16 protein-coding genes are annotated in these 20,495 nt (G+C 60.0%); 8 read left to right on the forward strand and 8 right to left on the reverse strand.

Annotated features, from left to right (window positions below):
• Positions 1-76 precede the first annotated feature (76 nt).
• The gene (locus AB5Y71_RS09835) at positions 77-715 is read right to left on the reverse strand and encodes an NAD(P)-dependent oxidoreductase (protein WP_203975982.1); all 639 of its coding nucleotides are present in this window, start codon (positions 713-715) and stop codon (positions 77-79) included.
• A 101-nt stretch (positions 716-816) separates the two neighbouring features.
• Here AB5Y71_RS09835 and AB5Y71_RS09840 point away from each other — a divergent pair, with 101 nt between their 5' ends.
• Positions 817-1,707: a LysR family transcriptional regulator gene (locus tag AB5Y71_RS09840; RefSeq protein WP_368171473.1), complete on the forward strand. Its 891-nt coding sequence runs from the start codon at positions 817-819 to the stop codon at positions 1,705-1,707.
• Positions 1,708-1,831: 124 nt separating this feature from the next.
• Here the strand turns inward: AB5Y71_RS09840 and AB5Y71_RS09845 are convergent, their stop codons facing one another.
• From AB5Y71_RS09845 to AB5Y71_RS09860, 4 genes are all read right to left on the reverse strand, one after another.
• The gene (locus tag AB5Y71_RS09845; protein WP_005352600.1) at positions 1,832-2,734 is read right to left on the reverse strand and encodes a LysR family transcriptional regulator; all 903 of its coding nucleotides are present in this window, start codon (positions 2,732-2,734) and stop codon (positions 1,832-1,834) included.
• Between the two features lie 100 nt (positions 2,735-2,834).
• Positions 2,835-4,094, reverse strand: coding sequence for a CynX/NimT family MFS transporter (locus AB5Y71_RS09850; protein WP_307896673.1), 1,260 nt, complete (start codon positions 4,092-4,094; stop codon positions 2,835-2,837).
• Positions 4,091-4,990, reverse strand: a complete 900-nt coding sequence (locus AB5Y71_RS09855; RefSeq protein ID WP_307896674.1) for a pirin family protein — start codon at positions 4,988-4,990, stop codon at positions 4,091-4,093. Before AB5Y71_RS09855 ends, AB5Y71_RS09850 begins: the two co-directional genes overlap by 4 nt.
• Positions 4,991-5,049: 59 nt before the next feature.
• Positions 5,050-5,787, reverse strand: coding sequence for an isochorismatase family protein (locus tag AB5Y71_RS09860; protein ID WP_041210334.1), 738 nt, complete (start codon positions 5,785-5,787; stop codon positions 5,050-5,052).
• A gap of 192 nt (positions 5,788-5,979) precedes the next feature.
• Between AB5Y71_RS09860 and AB5Y71_RS09865 the strand changes: the two genes are divergently transcribed.
• Positions 5,980-6,915, forward strand: a complete 936-nt coding sequence (locus tag AB5Y71_RS09865; protein ID WP_368171474.1) for a LysR substrate-binding domain-containing protein — start codon at positions 5,980-5,982, stop codon at positions 6,913-6,915.
• A gap of 6 nt (positions 6,916-6,921) precedes the next feature.
• Here the strand turns inward: AB5Y71_RS09865 and AB5Y71_RS09870 are convergent, their stop codons facing one another.
• Positions 6,922-7,830: a LysR substrate-binding domain-containing protein gene (locus tag AB5Y71_RS09870; protein ID WP_013723658.1), complete on the reverse strand. Its 909-nt coding sequence runs from the start codon at positions 7,828-7,830 to the stop codon at positions 6,922-6,924.
• Positions 7,831-8,106: 276 nt separating this feature from the next.
• Between AB5Y71_RS09870 and metE the strand changes: the two genes are divergently transcribed.
• Entirely contained in the window at positions 8,107-10,371 is a 2,265-nt protein-coding gene (metE, locus tag AB5Y71_RS09875) for a 5-methyltetrahydropteroyltriglutamate--homocysteine S-methyltransferase (RefSeq protein WP_307896678.1), read from the forward strand.
• A 176-nt stretch (positions 10,372-10,547) separates the two neighbouring features.
• A complete protein-coding gene (locus tag AB5Y71_RS09880; protein WP_139399337.1) occupies positions 10,548-11,297 on the forward strand; it encodes an ABC transporter substrate-binding protein in 750 nt (249 codons plus the stop codon).
• Positions 11,298-11,333: 36 nt separating this feature from the next.
• Here AB5Y71_RS09880 and AB5Y71_RS09885 read toward each other — a convergent pair whose 3' ends face one another.
• The gene (locus tag AB5Y71_RS09885) at positions 11,334-12,197 is read right to left on the reverse strand and encodes a LysR substrate-binding domain-containing protein (RefSeq protein ID WP_368171475.1); all 864 of its coding nucleotides are present in this window, start codon (positions 12,195-12,197) and stop codon (positions 11,334-11,336) included.
• 167 nt (positions 12,198-12,364) lie between these two features.
• On the opposite strand from AB5Y71_RS09885, the gene AB5Y71_RS09890 reads away from it, so the two are divergent.
• The 4 genes from AB5Y71_RS09890 to pflB all read left to right on the forward strand — a co-directional run bounded on the left by AB5Y71_RS09890 (position 12,365) and on the right by pflB (position 19,311).
• Positions 12,365-13,798, forward strand: coding sequence for a glycoside hydrolase family 1 protein (locus AB5Y71_RS09890; protein ID WP_064337774.1), 1,434 nt, complete (start codon positions 12,365-12,367; stop codon positions 13,796-13,798).
• 193 nt (positions 13,799-13,991) lie between these two features.
• On the forward strand, positions 13,992-15,752 hold the full coding sequence (gene ycaO / locus AB5Y71_RS09895; protein ID WP_100645702.1) for a 30S ribosomal protein S12 methylthiotransferase accessory factor YcaO: 1,761 nt from the start codon (positions 13,992-13,994) through the stop codon (positions 15,750-15,752).
• A 381-nt stretch (positions 15,753-16,133) separates the two neighbouring features.
• Positions 16,134-16,982: a formate transporter FocA gene (gene focA / locus AB5Y71_RS09900; protein ID WP_005333620.1), complete on the forward strand. Its 849-nt coding sequence runs from the start codon at positions 16,134-16,136 to the stop codon at positions 16,980-16,982.
• Between the two features lie 46 nt (positions 16,983-17,028).
• On the forward strand, positions 17,029-19,311 hold the full coding sequence (gene pflB, locus AB5Y71_RS09905; RefSeq protein ID WP_005352571.1) for a formate C-acetyltransferase: 2,283 nt from the start codon (positions 17,029-17,031) through the stop codon (positions 19,309-19,311).
• Between the two features lie 578 nt (positions 19,312-19,889).
• On the opposite strand, the gene AB5Y71_RS09910 is transcribed toward pflB, so the two are convergent.
• Positions 19,890-20,324 (reverse strand): YcgN family cysteine cluster protein, encoded by a 435-nt coding sequence (locus AB5Y71_RS09910; protein WP_005352569.1) that lies wholly within the window; start codon positions 20,322-20,324, stop codon positions 19,890-19,892.
• Positions 20,325-20,495 lie beyond the last annotated feature (171 nt).

A 20,495-nucleotide genomic window follows, 5' to 3' on the forward strand; every position in this document is an offset into this window, starting at 1 on the left:
TGGTTGAGCGGGTGTTCACCTGACCGAAAGCACAGGCGAGTGACCGTGCATTCTGGCCTTAACCGATTGCTGGCTCTCAGTAACCCAGGGTAAAGCGCTGGCGCTGGTGAGCCGGTTTTTCCACCTCGTTTAGCACGCCATCGGCCAGATCACCGGCGGTGATCCCGGCAGGCTGTTCGCCGCTAAAGAGCACCTGATCGCCACCAATCCGATAGCCGCCGCGTTTCTCGCCCGGTTCGAGGAACACCGGGGGAGAGACAAAGCGCCAGTCGAGGGTGGTTTCACGACGCAGGGCGGTGAGACCGTCGCGGGCCGCCAGTGCCCCCTGTTTCCACTCAGCCGGGAACTCCGGGGTATCCACCAGTTGCACGCCGGGGGCAACCTCCAGACTGCCGGCACCACCCACGACCAGCAGCCAGCTGTTGGCCGCTTTGGCTGATGCGACGATCGCGTTGGCGCCCTTGAGGTATTGGTCGTAGATATCCGGTGTGGCCCAGCCCGGGTTGTAGGCGCTGATCACCCGATCGTGCCCCTTGAGCACCTCGGCCAATGCCTGTGGGTTTTGGGCATCCACCGCCACGGCGGTGACCTGCGGATGGGCGGCCACCTTGCTGACATCGCGGACGATGGCGGTGACGTGATGGCCGCGGCTGATGGCCTCGTTCAGGATGGCTGAACCGACAAAACCGCTGGCACCGATCAGGGCAATCTTCATGGGGAACTCTCCTTCACTGTTGGAATGGGGCTATCCTACGCCGCCATTTATGATTTAATAATCACCTCAAAAATGCATTCACTTGTAAGCTGGATTTAATAATGGAACAGCTCAGACGTTACGCCATCTTCGCCGCCGTGGTGGAGGCGGGCAGCATGACAGGGGCGGCCAAATCCCTCGGCATGACCTCCTCTGCCGTCAGTCAGCATATCAGCCAGCTGGAGAGCCTGCTCGGGCTGCCCCTGCTCCATCGCTCCACCCGTCGCCTCAGTCTGACCGAGGCGGGAGAGGTGGTATGGCAAGGGTGCCGGGCGCTGCAGCAGACCCTGAGCGAGACCGAGCTGCGCCTCTCCGAGGTGCGCGACGCCCTGCTCGGGGAAGTGCGGATAACCGCCCCGGTGGGGATGGCGGGCCAGCCGCTGGCGCTGGCATTGTCCCCGCTGTTGCAGGCCCACCCCGGCCTCACCATCCAGATAATTGCCGATGACGAAAAGCGGGATCTGATTGCCGAGCGGATTGACGTGGCATTGCGGGTCGGCACCTTGCCCGACTCGACTCTGGTGGCCCGCAAACTGGGGCAAACCCGGATGCTGCTCTGCGCCGCCCCCACCTATCTGGCGCGCAAGGGGCCACCGCGCACGCCCGCCGATCTGGCCGCCCACGATTGGCTCTGTGGCGACATGCTGGGCAACGGTTTGCTGCTGCTTGACGAGAAGGGGGGCGAACACAGGGTGAGGTTCAAGGCCAAGGTGCTCTGCAACAACGTGTTGCCCCTGCGCCAGTTTGCGCTGGCAGGGCAGGGGATCTCGCTGCAACCGGAGGGGGAGATTGGCGAGGATCTGGCGCAGGGGCGTCTGCTCGAACTGCTGCCCGGTTTTCGGGTGGCGCCGATGGAGATCCACGCCATCACGCCGCAGCGGGAGATCCCGGAGAAGGTGCGACGGGTGGTGGAGGCGCTGCGCAGCTATTTCGGCACGACGATGTCGTCATGAGCTGCGCCTTAATGGTTGAGAAAAGCCCCCCGATTATCCTGAAGGGGAATTATCCATAAGGCGGTTTGTCGAGAAGATCGATAGCCCGGATGAGGAGATGGGCATGCTTGACTGTTAAGCGTACTTAAAACGAACTGACGGCCCGCACCTGATCTTTGAGCCAATTAAGCCCGGTATCCTGACCGGAGCTCTTGTGCCAACTCATGTAGACGGGGCAATCCTCCGAGAGCCAGGGGAGGGGATAGCTGGCCAGATCCAGCGCCTGCCCCAGTTTCTCCATGTGCCACTGGCTGGCGACGCAGAGCCAGTCGGTACGACTCACCAGATGAAGGGCGGTGAGCAGAGAGTCGCTCTCGTAGGCAATCTGGCGCGGCGGCAGCGGCGCCTTGGTCAGGGTGTTGAGCAGCAAGCTGTCGAGCCGCCTGGTTTGCAATACCACGTGCTTTTCGTTGAAGAAGGTGGCCATGTCGGGGGCCTGGCGGATCCTGGGGTGATCCTTGCGGCAGGCGATGCGCAGGGCCTGGGACATGATCTGCTCGTTTTCGATCCCCTGCTCCGCCATCGGCTTGGTGGCCAGCACCAGATCCACGCTGTGTAGATAGAGGCTGTTCTGGCGCAGGGCTTCGTCCTGCACCTGGGTGTTCCACTCCAGCTGACAGTTGGGGGCTTGGGTCTGCAGCAGGTTGTTGAGCTCCGGCAGGAAGAAGATATCGATATCGGGCACCCCCGCGATGCGAAAGGTGCGCCGACTGGTCTGGGGATCAAAGAGATCGGTGCGCTGCAGGCTGCGCTCCATGTCGTGCAGCGGTACCATGATCTCGTGGTGCAGACTGAGCGCTCGCGCCGTGGGGGTGATGCCGCGTCCCTGGCGGACAAACAGCGGCTCGCCCACCAGGGTGGTCAGGCGGCTGATGGCCTGGCTGATGGCCGAGGGGGTCATCTCCATCATCTCGGCGGCCGTGGTGACACCACCATAGCGGATCACCGCATCGAGGACGCGAAAGAGATTGAGATCGACTTGAGACATGGTGGCTACCGTTAAGCAAGATTAAACAGTTAACATACTGAACAGCCTCTTGTCCGGCCAGCATTCCCTGCGATAACTGTGATGTTTCCCTCTCTATTCGTCATCTTCCATCATGCCGCGAATGCGATCGAGCCTGTTTTGCAGTCATGCTTGAGTCCGGCAGGGGGCCCGCGGCATAGAGCAGCGCGACCAGCAGCAAGCCGCCCAGAAAGAGCCAGCGAGCGTTCCCCCATTGGCCGCTGTCCGTCATCAGGGCCGCCAGCAACAGGGGGCCAAGCAGCTGACCGAGGTTGGCGAGCTGGACAAAAAATCCCTGCACGATGGCCAGTTGCACCGTCCCCTGACTAACTCCCTGCGCAGACGAGAGGATCGCCGGCGGCGCCATACCGCCCGCCAGGGAGAGGGCGAGACAGAGCCCATAGACCCACCACGGCGACAGGCCGGGCCAGAAGGCGAACATGCCGCACAGCGCCATCAGGCTCAGTGCCCAGCTGATGAGCCGATCTCGCGTCACGCTCCGGCGCAGCAGCCATGCCCCCATCAGGTTGCCGGGAATGTTGGCGACCACCGCCAGTGCCGAGAGCAGGGCGATCTGGCTTTGGCCAGTCCCGGGAGTGCCTTGCAACATGGTTGACAGCCAGACAAAGAGCGCCCATAGCATCAGGCTGTAGAGCGTGAACGCCAACCCGTAGCGCCAGAGTGCCTTCTGCCGGAGCACCGTGAGTTGGCGCAGCGGGTGGCCCGAGTTGATCGAGTTTTGGGGTGCCCCGACCCGCAGTTTATCTGCCGAACGACTGGCCAGCAGAAGCAGCAGGGCCGAGAGTTGCAGAGCCATCAGGATCAGCCAGGCCAGGCGCCAGCCACCTTGCGCCGTGAGCCAGGGGGTGAGCAGCATGCCGGCCGCCGCACCGAGGGGCAGGTTGACTGCCCACAGGCTTATGGCCAGCCGTTTATCCTCCTCCCGGGTCACCGCCACGATAAAGGCGGGCATGGCCACCGAGATCAGCAAAAAGCCAATCCCCTCGACAATGCGCGACAGCAGCATCATGGCCAGCCCGGTGGCGGGCAGCGCCAACGCACCGCCTGTGACGATAACCAAAAGCCCGACAACCCCGGTTTGCCGCCCACTCCAGCGGGTCAGCAACAGGCCGAGAAAGAGACTGCAGAGGATCGCCAGCGTATTGAAAGCTGAGGCGAGATAGCTGGCTTCGACCAGTGTCAGCCCCAGCTCGCTGCGCAGTATGCCGAGTACGGCGGGCACTTTGCCAAGGCAGAGGGCGCCGCTGGCACCGGCAAAAATGGCGAGGAAGACCAGAGGCCAGCGCGTGCTTTGTGGCTGGTGGCAAGCGAGCGTGCTCATGGCCGATATTGGCCGCTGCGCAGCCACTCATCGTTGAGCTGACCAAATTCGCCGCGCTGATAGGCATGCAGCCGATCTGCAATGGCGTCGTGGCTGTTCATGCCGAAGGGGCCATGTTTGACCAGGGGTTCATTGAGCGCCTGGCCTGAGAGCAGCACGAAGTGGCAGGGCTCGGTGGCCTCAAGCTGCAGAGCCACCGCCTCGCCGCCCTCGGCAGAGAGGCTGACACCCATCCCGTGACCTGCCGGGATGAGGTGCCGCTCTCCCTCCGCCTGCAGGGTCAGCGATCCGGTCAGGGGATAGATCATGGCATTCCAGCCTGCCGCCAGCAGATGGGTGAAGCGGCTGCCGGGCGCGCAATGGCCATCGAGCAGGGTAAAGGGTTGGGGCAGCTCTGCCGAGTGTGGCGCCGTTATCCCGTTGCTGTGGCCTGCGACCACCCGTACTCGCACCCCTTCGCCATGAAACTCGGGGATGATGGCAGCGGCTGCGTGGACGGCAAAAGGCGACATCATCTTTTGACGGGCAGGCAGGTTGACGAAGATCTGCAGGGCGTGGACATAGGGGGATGCCCCTTCCGGCTGCTCGGTATGTACGGCCCCGCGCCCGGCCGCCAGCCAGTGGAGCGTGCCCGGTTCGATGGGGCCCTGATTGCCGAGAGAGTCGTAGTTGACGTGGGGACTCGTCGAATCCTCGAACAGATAGGTGACGGCAGAGATCCCGGCGTGGGGATGGGGCTCGAAGGTGGGGGCGGTCATCTGGAAGTGATCCACCATCACCACGGGGTCTATCAGACCGTTGAAAAAGTGTTCGCCAAAATGGCTGGCTTCAAAGTCGCAGCCAATGCGCAGCGGTTGGCCCTTGACGGGGGCGGAGAGAGTCAGGCGTCTGGTCATCGATATAACCTCTTGAAGACAAAAGATGCCTTCGGTCATCTGACCGAAGGCGGTGCGAGTTACGACTTCTTGGCACCCTCTTGCATCTGCCACACCAAGGTGGCGAAAGGCATGTCGAGGGCGCTGTAGACATCGTGCGCCTTGGGGTCGACGTTGCTGCGCAGCATCTCGACCGCGGCGGAGGCGTAGTCGGTGACCGGGATACCGGCCCCCAGCAAGCGTTGCAGCCCAGTGGTGCGCTTGGCTTCGTTGAAGGTGCCGGAGGCATCGAGCACCACCCGGGCATCATAGCCGGCAGCCTTGGCAGAGAGGGCCGGGAAGCTGGCGCAGATCTCGAGGGATACCCCGGCGATGATCAGCTGTTTGCGGCCGGTCTTCTCAATGGCGGCGCGCACGGCAGGATCGTCCCAGGCGTTGATGACGGTGCGGTTGATCACCTTCACATCCGGCAGGGCACTGGTCAGTTCAGGCATGGTGGGGCCCCACATGCCATCGGGCATGGTAGCGGTCACGATCACCGGCACGCCGAGGGCGCGGGCGGCGTTGGCGAGCGCCACCACGTTGTGCTTGAGCTCGCCCACCGTGGTGTCGCGCACGCCGCTCAGCAAGCCGACCTGATGGTCGACCAGCAGCAGTACCGCATTGTCTCGGGAGAGCATCTCCAGATAGCGGTTGGGTGATACGGTCGGATGGCTGGCAGCCTCGGCGGCCATGGCCGGTGTCGCTGTGGTGGCAAGCGTGGCGGTCAGGGTCGCCAGACCGAGCAGGGTGGCAGAGCAGATTTGTCGCAGTTTCATGGTGAACTCCTTGTGATATCGGAACAGTCAAACGGCCCTTGCTGGTGGGGCGGATTGCCCGCGCAGCAACCGTCTGATGGGGACAGGGCCATTATGATGGCTGCAAAAACGGCGACAATCTGGTGAAATAGGTTCTTATCGTTCCATCAATGGAACGATGTGAATGCACCTCACCCTGACCAAGGCTGCCCGATGACACCACTGGAACTTGATTTGAATGATCTCTATCTCTTCACCCATGTGGTGCAGCGACAGGGATTCACCGCCGCCGCGCGGGCGCTTGGCGTGCCCAAGTCGCGGATCTCGCGCCGGATCCGGCTGCTGGAGGAGCGGCTGGATACCCGGCTGCTGCAACGTACCTCGCGCCAACTCAGCCTGACCGATGCCGGTGAGGTGCTCTATCGCCACTGTCAGGCGATGCTGGCCGAGGCGCAGGCCGGAGAGGCGGCTGTGCGGCAACGGCAGCAGGAGCCGAGCGGTCTGGTGCGGATCGGCGTGCCCATTACCATTGCCGATGCGCTGCTTGCCCGCTTGCTGCCCGCTTTTATGGCGCAATACCCCAAGGTGAGACTCGCCGTGCAAGCCAGCAACCGGCAGGTGGATCTGCTGGAGGAGGGGCTGGATGTGGTGATCCGCGGGGTGGCCTTCGAGCAGCCCCCCTCCAGCCTGGTGCAGGTGCCGCTCTGTACGGTGCAGTGGGGCGTGCTGGCGACCCCGGCGTGGCTCTCCCGCCACAATGCGCTGGCGCACCCTAGCCAGCTGGAGGGAAAGGATGCCCTGCTCTTCAGCTCGCTGGAGCGTCAGGCCGATCTGTTGCGGCTGCGGCACGATAGCGGGGAGAGTGAGGAGGTGGCGGTCAATGTGCTGCTGCGCAGTGACAATGTACAAACCCTCAAACAGGCGGCGCTGGCGGGGCTAGGGATGGTGGGCTTGCCACTTTACGCCTGCGTGAGTGAGTTGGCGGATGGGCGGCTGCAACAACTGCTGCCCGAGTGGCGTCCCAAAGATGGCAAGCTGGTGATGCTCTATCCCGCGCGGCGCGGTCTGTCACCGGCGGTCAGGGCCCTCATCGACTTTATCAAGGTGCAGTTGCCTGCACTGCTGGCAGAGGTCGGTCAGCCACGCTGAGGAGGGCTATCCCTCCATCTTGCGGCGAATGCGCTCGAACAGGCTCTGCAGGCAGGCTTGATCCCGATCGGCGGCCCGCACCGCGCCGTACATATGGCGACGAATACCGCTCCCGAGGGGACGGGCGCAGAGCATTCCCTGTCTGACAAACTCGTCGCTGGCCCAGCGCGGCAAGGCGGCGACCCCGAGTCCTGCGGCGGCCATTTGCAGCATCACCGAGGTGTTGTCCACCGGCTTGCAGCGGGCGGGCTCCACCCCGGCGGGTTGCAAAAAGCGGCTGAAGATATCCATGCGGCTGCGCTCCACCGGATAGACCAGCAGCACCTCCGGCCCCAGATCGCCCGGCTCGATGCGGCTCTGGTGGCAGAGGGGATGATCCGGCGCCATCACCAGAGTCAGATCGAAGGCAAACAGCGGCTCGAAGTGGAGATCGCCGCGGGCCTGCACATCGGAGGTGAGCAGCAGATCGAGCTGGCCGCCCAGCAGGGCATTGATGGCATCAAAGCCCGGCACTGACTCCACCTCCAGGTCCACCCCGGGCCACTGGCGGCGAAAATCGGGCAACAGCGGCAGCAGCCACTGGATGCAGCTGTGGCAATCGAGCGCCAGATGCAGCCTGCCCGCATCGCCGCTCTGCAGGGCCTGCAACTGTTTCTCGGTCTGGGCCAGAGCGGGCAGTACCTGACGGGCGAGGGCGAGCAGCTGGCTGCCGGCTGCGGTCAGCACCAGCGGGCGGCTTTTGCGCAGGTAGAGCTCCAGATTGAGGCGGGTCTCCAGCTCTTTGAGCTGGTGGGAGAGGGCGGACTGGGTGAGGTTGAGGGTCAGCGCCGCACCGGCCAGCGAGCCCTGCTCGGCCAGCGCGGTCAATGTTTTCAAGTGTTTGATCTCTATCCCTGCATTGCTTGGCACTGCCATAAGATGGCTCCTTGTGAGATTGCGTCTGGCGCTGAGGTTACGGTCGGCGGTGGCCTGCTGCGCTTCTTGACTGCAGCACCTCTTGCACCTGTAAAAATCGGCCTCTGTATCCTCGCGGTGAACCTTACCGGCGGTCAGTTGAGGATTATTTGAGAGCCACTTGAAGAGGATTCAATAGCCAGCGTCACCTTATCTTGTCATTTTGGATGTGTAAACATCTGGATGGCTAAATCATCCAGTTTCCCATCAGATGAATGAGCATAAGGAAATGAACCTATGACACGAGCACACACCCTGGGCTTCCCCCGCATCGGCGCCAAGCGCGAGCTGAAATTTGCCCTCGAATCCTACTGGCGTGGCGAGACCACTCAGGCCGAACTCGTTGCCGTGGGCAAGACGCTGCGTGAGCGCCACTGGCAGGCCCAGCACGGCGCCGGGGTCAATCTGCTGCCGGTGGGCGACTTTGCCTGGTATGACCAAGTGCTCGGTACCAGCCTGCTGGTGGATGCGGTGCCTGCGCGTCACCGTCATGGCGAGACCGATCTCGACACCCTGTTCCGGGTGGCCCGTGGCCGTGCGCCGACCGGCCCGGCGGCGGCCGCCGCCGAGATGACCAAATGGTTCAACACCAACTATCACTATCTGGTGCCGGAATTCAGCCGTGATCAGCGCTTCAAACTGGGCTGGAGCCAGCTGTTTGACGAGGTCGAAGAGGCCAAAGCGCTGGGGCTGCCGGTCAAGGCGGTGCTGCTGGGGCCGGTCTCTTATCTGTGGCTCGGCAAGGAGAAAGAGAGCTGCTTCTCCCGCCTTGAACTGCTCGATCGCCTGCTCATCGTCTATCAGGAGATCCTGGCCAAGTTGGCCGCCCAGGGAGTGGAGTGGGTACAGATCGATGAACCTGCGCTAACGCTGGACCTGCCGGACGAGTGGCGGCTGGCCTACCTCAACGCCTACGAGCGCCTCGCGGGCCCTTGCAAGCTGCTGCTCACCACCTATTTCGGTTCAGTGGCTCATCAGCGCGACATTATTACCAGCCTGAAAGTAGATGGCCTGCATCTGGATCTGGTGGCCGCCCCCGAACAGCTGGAGACCCTGGTGCCGCATCTGCCCGCCCAGTGGGTCATCTCAGCCGGGGTGATCAACGGCCGCAACGTCTGGCGTGCCAATCTGGCCAAGCTGGCGCCGACTCTGAAGGCACTGAAAGCCAAACTCGGCGAGCGGCTCTGGGTGGCCTCATCCTGCTCATTGCTGCATAGCCCGGTGGATTTGACCCTGGAGCAGGAGCTGGATCCCCAGACCCGCAGCTGGTTCGCCTTCGCCTTGCAAAAATGTTTCGAGCTGGGACTGCTCAGAGAATATCTGGATGGGGGCGAGCTCGACAAAATCACCGCCTACGGCCAGCCCATCGTCGATCGGGAGTCCGACAGCCGGGTGCACAAAAAAGCGGTGCAGTCACGGCTCGCCAGCCTCACCAACAGCGATTTTGATCGCCACAGCCCCTATCCGGTCAGGGCCGAGCTGCAGCGCTCGGATCTCAAACTGCCGCTGCTGCCCACCACCACCATTGGCTCCTTCCCGCAGACCTCGCAGATCCGGGTGTTGCGGCAGGATTGGCGCGCCGGTCGCATCGATGACAGCGCCTACGAGGCGGGCATTAAGGCGGAGATCCGCGATGCCATCGCGCGTCAGGAGGCCATCGGGCTGGACGTGCTGGTGCACGGCGAGGCCGAGCGCAATGACATGGTGGAGTATTTCGGTGAGCTGCTGGATGGCTTTGCCATCACCCGTTTCGGCTGGGTACAGAGTTATGGCTCACGCTGCGTCAAGCCGCCGGTGATCACCCGCGATATTGACCGCCCGACTCCCATGACCCTAGCGTGGACAAAGTTTGCCCAGAGCCTGACCGACAAGCCGGTGAAGGGCATGCTGACCGGTCCTGTGACCATCCTCTGCTGGTCCTTCCCGCGGGAAGATGTGAGCCGCGAGCAATCCGCCCTGCAAATCGGCCTTGCCATTCGCGACGAGGTGGCAGATCTGGAAGCCGCTGGCATCAAGATCATCCAGATCGACGAACCGGCGATCCGCGAAGGCTTGCCCCTGCGCAAGCAAGATCATCAGGCCTATCTCGACTGGGCGGTGCGGGCCTTCCGTCTGAGTGCAAGCCCGGTGGCGGACCGCACCCAGATCCACACCCACATGTGTTACAGCGACTTCAACCTCATCATCGAGGCGGTGGCGGCGTTGGATGCGGATGTGATCACCATAGAGACCAGCCGCAGCCAGATGCAGCTGCTCGAAGCGTTCGAACGCTTCAACTACCCCAACGAGATTGGCCCGGGCGTCTACGACATCCACTCGCCGAACGTGCCGAGCCAGAGTTGGATTGAGGGGTTGCTGCGCAAAGCCGCCAAACAGATCCCGGCCGAGCGGCTCTGGGTCAACCCGGATTGCGGCCTCAAGACCCGCGGCTGGGAAGAGACAGAAGCCGCCCTCAAGGTGATGGTCGATGCTACCAGGGCGCTGCGGGCCGAGCTGGCGTAACCGGCAAGCCGTGACCGCCATCGATAAGGTGGTGTGCTGAAAAACGAACGAGAGAGGGGAAGCCACTGCTTCCCCTCTCTTTTTTCGTTGGCCACTTTTTCCACTGGATCCTGAACCTTGCTGCAGCCTGCTTTGCACTAGGCTCAGAGTTGGCAGAAGTGGATGGAGTCGCGGCCATGAGAGTCAGTCTGGGGAGTGCAATCCTGTGGGGATTGCTGATGTGGCAGAGTGTATGGGCGGCGCCAGCGGCCGAGTTGAAGATGGTCTACTTTGACGACTTTGCCCCATATTCGTGGCGTGACGAACAGGGCAGGATGCGCGGGCTGATGATCGACGTGATGGATCGGGTGGTTGTGCAGATGGGGCTGCGGGTGCGCCACGAAGGCTATCCGTGGCAACGGGCGCAAAAACTGGTGCGGATGGCGCAGGCCGATGGCTTCGTGACCATCGCAACTCGGGAGCGGCGCAGCTATACCCTGATTGTGGAAGAGCCGGTCACTACCACTGTGCTAACCATTTTTACCCAGCGCGCCCATCCCCGCATGGCGGAGTTTCAGCGAGCCAGCCGCTTGAGCGACTTCAAATCGCTTACCTTTCTCGACTATTTCGGTAACGGCTGGGGCAAGGAGAACCTGGCGGGCTTCACCGTTCATCACACCATCAATGTCGATAATGTCTTCAAAATGCTGGCGGCGGGGCGGGGGGACCTGATGGTGACCGACCCACTGGTGGCACGCTTCAAACTCAACCAGCTGGGTCTCTCCGGGTTGGTGGTCGAGGTGCCGCTGCAGCTTGACTCTACCCCGTTCAATCTCTGCATCGGCAAGCACTCCCGCTTCAATACCCGGATAACCGAGTTCAACAGTGCCCTGCAACAGCTGCGACAAAGCGGCGAGTTGGCGCGTATCGTCGAACGATATCGTTGATGCGCGGCTGCCATCTGCTGTTTGCCAACGGCGTGTCTATCTTGGCGTCATATCGGCGATGGTTGCCCAGAAGGCATCGATCAAGGGCCCCTTGCTGTGGGGCGGACGGATAAGGCCAATGGTCCAGCAGGCTTCCCCATCTCTGAGGGGGAGGGTGAGCACATCCGGGTGCTCGATGGTGGTGGAGGAGGGAACCAGAGTCCAGGCGATCTCTGCCGCCGCGGTGGCAACACCGGCGGCGAAGTCGTTGACGTACTGGATATCGCGAAAACGCAGCCCGCTCTGGGCCAGATAGTTCATCAGGTGATCGTAAAAGGACGGCGCCTTGTCCCGACGCAGGATCGCCAGCGGCTTGTCCACCAGATCCGCCAGCTCCCTCACATCGCGGTAGCTGGCGGGCAGGACGGCGACAAAGTGGGCCTCGACCACCGGCAGGGCGTGCCACCCCTTGGGGGCGGGCAGGCGGCAAAAACCGAGATCCAGCTTGCCTTCACTGAGCGCCAGTAGTTGGTGGTGAGTAGAGAGATCGTTGAGCTCAATGGTCACCTGCGGCCGATCGGCGCGAAAACGGGCAATGGCGGCGGGCACCAGGATTTTGGTGGCCACGCCAAAGCCGATGCGCAGGGTGCCGACATTGCCCGCCAGCACGTCGCGGGCGGTGCGCGAGAGCTGCTCGCTCTGGATGACTACTGCGCGGGCATCCTCATACAGCGCCCTGCCCAGTCCGGTGAGGCGAGTGGTACTGGCGTTGCGCTCGAACAGTTCACCGCCCAGCTCCTCCTCCAGTCGCCTGATCTGTTTGCTCAGGGCCGACTGGGTAACGTGCTGACGTACCGCCGCCTGGCCGAAGTGCAGTACCTCCCCCAGAGTGACGAAGGCTTTCAGATCCCGTAGCTCCATCAGGGCTCCTTTCATTCTTGTTGGGAATGTTGAGTGGTCAAATTTGTCATTGGACGGAATTTTAGAAGTGATGGATGCTTATGCCAATTCATTTCGGATGCCCCGGCACGGGGGCGCCGAGTTATCAGAGATGGTTGACACCATCAGCGCAGAAGGAGCAACACCAGATGCATCACCACAAGTTCAACGACTTCCCGAGCGATTTTCTGTGGGGCGCCGCCTCCGCCGCCTATCAGGTGGAGGGGGGCTGGAATGCCGATGGCAAGGGGCCTTCGGTGTGGGATCTCTTCACCAAGCTGCCGGGCAAGACCTTTGAGGGGAGCAACGGCGATGTGGCGGTGGATCACTACCACCGCATGGAAGAGGACGTGGCGCTGATGGCCGAGATGGGGCTCAAGGCTTACCGCTTCTCGGTGAGCTGGCCGCGCATCTATCCCACCGGTCGGGGGGAGGTGAACGAGGCGGGTCTGGCCTTCTACGAGAAGCTGATCGACACCCTCTTGGCCCACCAGATCGAGCCGGTACTGACCCTTTATCACTGGGATCTGCCGCAGGCGCTGCAGGATGAGTACGGCGGTTGGGAAGACCGACGCATTATCGAGGATTTCGAGCGCTACTGCGTGACCCTCTATCAGCGCTTTGCCGGCAAGGTGAAGTACTGGGTGTCGCTTAACGAGCAGAACTACAACCTGACTAACGCCTATCAGCTCGGCACCCATCCGCCCGCTGTGCAGGATCGCAAGCGCTTCTTTGCCGCCAACCATATCGCGTTTCTGGCCAACGCCCGGGTGATCAAGGCGTTTCGCCAGCATGTGCCAAATGGCCTCATCGGCCCGAGCTTTGCTTACTCTCCTGCCTATCCGGCGTCGTGCGATCCGAAAGATATGCTGGCCTACGAGAACGCCGAGGAGTTCAACAACCTCTGGTGGCTGGATGCCTACTGCTTTGGCCGCTATCCGCAAGCGGCACTCGCTTACTTGCGGGAAAACGGCGAGGCGCCGGAGATCCTGCCGGGCGATATGGAGCTGCTGCGAGAGGGGACGCCCGACTACATTGGCGTCAACTACTACTACACCCTGACCTACACAGATAACCCCTTGGGCGGTCAGACCCTGCAGCGGATCAACACCACCGGCAAGAAGGGCACCACGCCGTCCAGCGGCATCCCGGGCCTTTACAAGACGGCGCCCAATCCGCACCTTGAGACCAGCAACTGGGACTGGGCCATCGACCCGACCGGGATGCGCATCGCCCTGCGTCGCCTCTCTTCCCGCTATGGTCTGCCGCTGATGATCACCGAGAACGGCCTTGGCGAGTTCGACAAGCTGGAGGCGGGCGACAAGGTGAACGATGCGTACCGCATCGATTACCTGCGCAGCCACGTAAAGGCGTGCCAAGAGGCGATGCAGGATGGGGTGGAATTGCTCGGCTACTGCGCCTGGTCGTTCACCGACATCCTGAGCTGGCTCAACGGCTACCAGAAGCGTTACGGCTTCGTCTATGTGGAGCGTGACGAGCAGGGGGGCTCCCTTCGCCGGATCAAGAAAGCGAGCTTCCACTGGTACAGCCAGGTGATTGCGAGCCAGGGTAAGCAGCTCTGACGGTTTATCGCGTCGCGTAACAAGCGGGCCCGGGCAATCCCCGGGCCCGCGCTGTTTGTGGCGGGGGAGAGGGGGCAAGCCGGTTTCTCTCTGTGCGACTCACCCCTGTTTGCTGATTTTTGTCCTGCCAAAGCCGCCGACCCCTGCTATTATCTGCGGCCGAACATGAGCCAATAAAAATCAGGATATCGTGATGACTGACCACACTTTTATTCCCGGCAAGGACGCGGCGCTGGAAGACTCCATCGAACGCTTCCAGACCAAGCTGCAAGCCTTGGGCTTTGATATTGAAGAGGCCTCCTGGCTCAACCCCGTGCCGAACGTCTGGTCGGTGCATATTCGCGACAAAGAGTGCGCCCTCTGCTTTACCAACGGCAAGGGTGCCAGCAAGAAGGCGGCCCTCGCGTCTGCCCTTGGCGAATATTTCGAGCGTCTCTCCACCAACTACTTCTTCGCCGACTTCTATCTGGGCGAGCAGGTCGCCAACGGCGATTTCGTTCACTACCCGAACGAGAAGTGGTTCCCCATCGAGGGTGACCAGTTCCCGGCCGGTCTGCTAGACAGCTTCACCCGCAAGTTTTACAACCCGGATGGTGAAGTGACCGCCGACATGCTGGTGGATCTGCAGTCAAACAACGAGGAGCGCGGTATCGTCGCCCTGCCGTTCGAGCGCCAGTCCGATCACGAGACCGTCTACATCCCGATGAACATCATCGGCAACCTCTATGTCTCCAACGGCATGAGCGCTGGCAACACCAAGACCGAAGCGCGCACTCAAGCGCTCTCCGAGGTGTTCGAGCGCCACGTGAAGAACAAGATCATCGCCGAGGCCATCAGCTTGCCGCTGATCCCGGACGAGGTCATTGCCCGTTATCCGGGGATTGCCGCCTCCATCGCGGCGCTCGAAGCGGAAGGCTTCCCCATTTACAGCTTCGATGCCTCCCTGGGTGGCCGTTATCCGGTCATCTGTGTGGTGCTGCTCAACCCGAGCAACGGCACCTGCTTTGCCTCCTTCGGCGCCCACCCGCGCTTCGAAGTGGCCTTCGAGCGTACCGTGACCGAGCTGCTGCAGGGCCGTGGTCTCAAGGATCTCGACGTGTTTGTGCCGCCGTCATTCGACAACGAGCAGGTGGCGGATCACCACAACCTCGAGACCCACTTCATCGACTCCTCGGGCCTCATCAGCTGGGATCTGTTCAAGCAGGATGCGGACTTCGAGTTTGCCGACTGGGACTTCCGTGGTACCTCGCAGGAGGAGTTCGACCACCTGATCGGCATCTTCCATGAGCTGGAGCAGCCGGTCTATATCGCCGACTACGAGCATCTGGGGGTCTACGCCTGCCGCATTCTGGTGCCGGGCATGTCCGACATCTATCCGGCCGAAGATCTGCTGCTGGCCAACAACAACATGGGCGCCAACCTGCGCGAAGTGATCCTGGCGCTGCCATCACTGGATTGGGATGCCGAGCAGTACATGGCGTTGTTTGATCAACTGGATGAAGAGGGGCACGACGAGCGTACCCGTGTACGCGAGCTGCTGGGCATCGCCGCAGTCAAGGGTACAGCGCTGCACACCCTGCGCGTTGGCGAGCTGAAAGCCATGCTGGCGCTGGCCGCCGGTGAGTTGGAGACTGCTCTCGATCTCATCGACTGGACCATGGAGTTCAACCAGTCGGTGTTTACTGCCGAGCGTGCCAGCTACTACCGCGCCCTGCGTGCCTGCGTCGAGTTGTTCCTCGACGAGGAGCGGGATCCGGAGCAGTATCGCGCCGTCTTCACTCGCATGTATGGTGAAGAGACGCTGGCACAGGCATGGGCCAACGCCACTGGCGAAGCACGCTTCCACGGGCTGGAGGCGGCCGATCTGTCGCTCTCCCAGTTCCCGCTGCACCAGAAGCTGCTGGCGGCCTACGAGAAGCTGCAGAAGGCCAAGCGAGCCCATCACTGGGCGTGATCGTTGCTGTAAAGGAAGGGGCCGTGTGGCCCCTTCTGTTTATCGTGCGGCAAGGCACGGGATTGTTATTCAAAGATGAAATAAAAAACAAAAAATACCCCTAAGGGGGTTGATGGCAGGGCAGGGGATGTGCTGTCGATCTGCAAAGATATCTTGCCAATGCCACATTTCCATGCTCTAGAATAAATTCTTTAAAATCATTGCATTAAAAATGTGATATTTCTGTTTCAGCTGATACCTGGTGTAAAGTGGCGTAGCCATCGCACTAAAATATTTGTAGTAAAATTACATTCGCACTCTGATAAACTTGATCAATGTCAATTTTGGCTATTTGGCCCTTTGTTATGATTTCAACAGGCAAAACATTCAGGTAGAAAATAATTGAAAGCTGAATCTCCATTCGATTGTCTCAAGCCCGAAGCCATCGCTGCACTGGCTGAAGACATCACCTATGCCAAGGCTACCAAGCCGGCATACAAGGTCATTCCACTGGCCATTACCGCAGGCGCTTTCATCGCCATCGCATTTATCTTCTACATCACAGTGACTACCGGAACCGGCTCCATGCCTTGGGGTATGGCCAAGCTGGTGGGCGGTCTCTGCTTCTCTCTCGGACTTATCCTCTGTGTGCTGCTCGGTGCCGAGCTGTTCACCTCCACCACCCTGACGCTGGTGGCCAAGGCTGCCAATCGCATCAGCTGGGCTCAGCTGCTCAAGAACTGGGGTCTGGTCTACTTCGGCAACCTGATTGGCGGTCTGCTGATGGTGGCGCTGATCATCGTTTCTGCCGAGTACACGGCCGCAGACGGTCAGTGGGGTCTCAATGCCCTCAAAGTGGCCCAGCACAAAATTCACCACACCTTCTTTGAAGCGGTGGCGCTGGGTATCCTCTGTAACCTGATGGTATGTCTTGCTGCCTGGATGGCTTTTGGTGCCCGCAGCGCGACTGACAAGGTAGTGGTTATGCTGCTGCCGGTTGCCATGTTCGTTGCCTCAGGTTTCGAGCACAGCATCGCAAACATGTTTATGATTCCGGTTGGTATCGCTATCCACAGCGTGGCTAGTCCGGAATTTTGGCAGGCCATCGGCCAGGATCCGGCAACCTTTGCTGACCTGACCGTATCCAACTTCGTCCTACACAACCTCATCCCCGTGACCATCGGCAATATCATCGGTGGTGGCGTGATGGTTGGTCTGACTTACTGGTTTATCTTCCGTCGTCATCATTAAGGATGATTGCGGGATACTACATCAATACCGTGTGAGGTAATGAAAAATGGCAGAACTTAACGAACAGTTCCAAAAAGCATGGGAAGGCTTCGCGGCCGGTGAATGGCAGACCTCTGTCAACACCCGTGACTTCATCCAGAAGAACTACACCCCGTATGAAGGTGACGAGTCCTTCCTGGCTGGCGCGACCGAAGCGACCACCAAGCTGTGGGACAAGGTCATGGAAGGGATCAAAATCGAGAACCGCACTCATGCGCCGGTTGATTTTGATACTGACCTGCCCTCCACCATTACCGCACACGATGCCGGTTATATCGATCAGAGCCTGGAGCAGATCGTTGGTCTGCAGACTGACAAGCCGCTGAAGCGCGCCATCATCGCCAACGGCGGTATCAAGATGGTTAAAACTTCTTGCGAAGTGTACGGTCGTCAACTGGACCCGATGGTCGAGAAGATCTTCACCGAATACCGCAAGACTCACAACCAGGGCGTGTTTGACGTTTACACCAAAGACATCCTGAACTGCCGCAAGTCTGGTGTTATCACCGGTCTGCCGGATGCCTACGGCCGTGGCCGTATCATCGGTGACTACCGTCGTGTTGCTCTGTACGGTGTTGACTTCCTGATGGCCGACAAACTGGCCCAGTTCAAGTCCCTGCAAGCTGACCTGGAAAACGGCGTCAACCTGGAGGCCACCATCCGTCTGCGCGAAGAGATCTCCGAGCAGCACCGTGCCCTGGCACAGATGAAGGTGATGGCTGCCAAGTACGGTTGCGATATCTCCGTACCGGCCAAGAACGCCAAAGAAGCCGTACAGTGGACCTACTTCGCCTACCTGGCGGCAGTCAAGTCCCAGAACGGTGCAGCCATGTCCTTCGGTCGTACCTCCAGCTTCCTGGATATCTACATCGAGCGTGACCTGCAGAAAGGCCTGATCACCGAGCAAGAAGCCCAGGAGCTGATGGACCACATGGTCATGAAGCTGCGTATGGTTCGCTTCCTGCGTACTCCGGAATACGATTCACTGTTCTCCGGCGACCCGATGTGGGCGACCGAGACCCTGGCTGGTATGGGCGTTGACGGCCGTACCCTGGTCACCAAGAACAGCTTCCGTATGCTGAACACCCTGTACACCATGGGCCCGTCCCCTGAGCCGAACCTGACCATCCTGTGGTCCGAGAAGCTGCCGGTCGGTTTCAAAAAGTACTGTGCCAAGGTATCCATCGAGACCTCTTCCGTTCAGTACGAGAACGACGATCTGATGCGTCCGGATTTCAACAACGATGACTACGCCATCGCTTGCTGTGTATCCCCGATGATCGTTGGTAAGCAGATGCAGTTCTTCGGTGCTCGTGCCAACCTGGCCAAGACCATGCTGTATGCAATCAACGGTGGTATGGACGAGAAACTCAAGATCCAGGTCGGTCCGAAAACCGAGATGGTCAAGTCCGAGTACCTCGACTACAACGACGTAATGGATCGTCTGGACCACTTCATGGATTGGCTGGCCAAGCAATACGTTGCTGCGCTGAACATCATCCACTACATGCATGACAAGTACAGCTACGAAGCCTCTCTGATGGCGCTGCACGACCGTGACGTATATCGCACCATGGCGTGTGGTATCGCTGGTCTGTCTGTAGCGGCTGACTCCCTGTCTGCCATCAAGTACGCCAAGGTCAAGCCGATTCGTGACGAAGATGGCGTTGCCATCGACTTCGAAATCGAAGGCGAATACCCGCAGTTCGGTAACAACGACGCTCGCGTCGATGATATCGCCTGTGACCTGGTTGAGCGCTTCATGAAGAAGATTCAGAAGCTGAACACCTACCGTGGTGCTGTTGCTACCCAGTCTGTTCTGACCATTACCTCCAACGTGGTATATGGTAAGAAGACCGGTAACACCCCGGATGGCCGTCGTGCTGGTGCTCCGTTCGGTCCGGGTGCAAACCCGATGCACGGTCGTGACCAGAAAGGTGCTGTTGCTTCCCTGACTTCCGTAGCCAAGCTGCCGTTCGCTTACGCTAAAGATGGTATCTCCTATACCTTCTCCATCGTTCCGAACGCACTGGGTAAAGATATGGAAGCCCAGAAAGCCAACCTGGCTGGCCTGATGGACGGTTACTTCCACCACGAATCCAACGTAGAGGGTGGTCAGCACCTGAACGTTAACGTGATGAACCGTGAAATGCTGCTGGACGCCATGGAAAACCCGGAGAAATATCCGCAGTTGACCATCCGCGTATCCGGTTATGCCGTTCGCTTCAACTCTTTGACCAAAGAGCAACAGCAAGACGTCATCACCCGTACCTTCACTGCTTCTCTGTAATCGAGAGATAGTGAGCAAAAACCGGCGCCAAGGCGCCGGTTTTTTTATGCGTGTGATTCAGGGGAGTAGGCTTACATCCAGTTCCATCGTAATCACAACATGTATGGAGATGGTATTCACCTGACAGTTGTCTTGGGGTATTTGAACAGTGCTATGGCGCAGGTGTTCATCAGGGTTGAACTTGGCACAGCCTGTAATGCGATAACTCGTTATTCATGCTCTAAGGGAATAGGGCGATTGCTTTGCCTGCCATTGCATCAGTGTTGCTATGGCTCGTGGAACAGCTGATCAGGTTTAAGGGGTGAACAGAGGCGCCATCGCGAGTATCAAGCAATACCCATAAGCCTGTGACTATGGAATCATTCTCTGCCTCTGCCTCTGCCTCTGCCTCTGCCTCTGCCTCTGCCTCTGCCTCTGCCTCTGCCTCTGCCTCTGCCTCTGCCTCTCTCAATGCGCAGCTGGGAGGGGGTCTGGTTTAGCCAGCCAGATATGTGTGAAGCTACAAACCCTGCTTGCAGAAACAACAAGGGCTGCACATTGTGCAGCCCTTGCCTCTGGAGAATAGCGGGTTGAGCGTGTCAGCTGGCCCAAGTGATGATGTGATCGATCCATTCACCCGCCTGATCCTCGTGAATGACTTTGCCACGGACGGATTGACCAGCCTGATGCATCGCAGAACGACTGCCGGTCAGCAGAGGATGCCACTCTGGAAGAGCGTCACCTTCAGACAGCAGGCGATATGCGCAGGTTGAGGGAAGCCAGTCATATTCGGCGATCTTGTCATGGGTGATCTGCAGACAGTCAGGCTCTTTTTTGAAACGATTGGCGTAATCAGAGCACTGACAGGTCTTGGTGTTAAGCAAATTGCAGGCGACATTGGTGAAAACCAGTTCGTCGGTATCTTCATCGATCAGCTTGTTGAGGCAGCATTTTCCGCAACCATCGCAGAGGGATTCCCATTCGGATTCAGTCATCTGCTGCAGACTCTTGGTCTGCCAAAAGGGGGCTTGCATCATACCGCTCACTTATTACACCTGATAAAACGCGTGGTTATACCCCTTGTTACCCAGTATTTCAAGGAGAGGGTCACTCCGGTGGGCAAATTGTCGTGATCAGCTCAAATGAATGCAATGACTTTCAGCCTCATCATATTGCTCAAACGGGTTCGCTGGTGGGCAGGAAGT

It is taken from the genome of Aeromonas sp. R9-2 (assembly GCF_040908025.1).
Taxonomy (GTDB): domain Bacteria; phylum Pseudomonadota; class Gammaproteobacteria; order Enterobacterales; family Aeromonadaceae; genus Aeromonas; species Aeromonas veronii.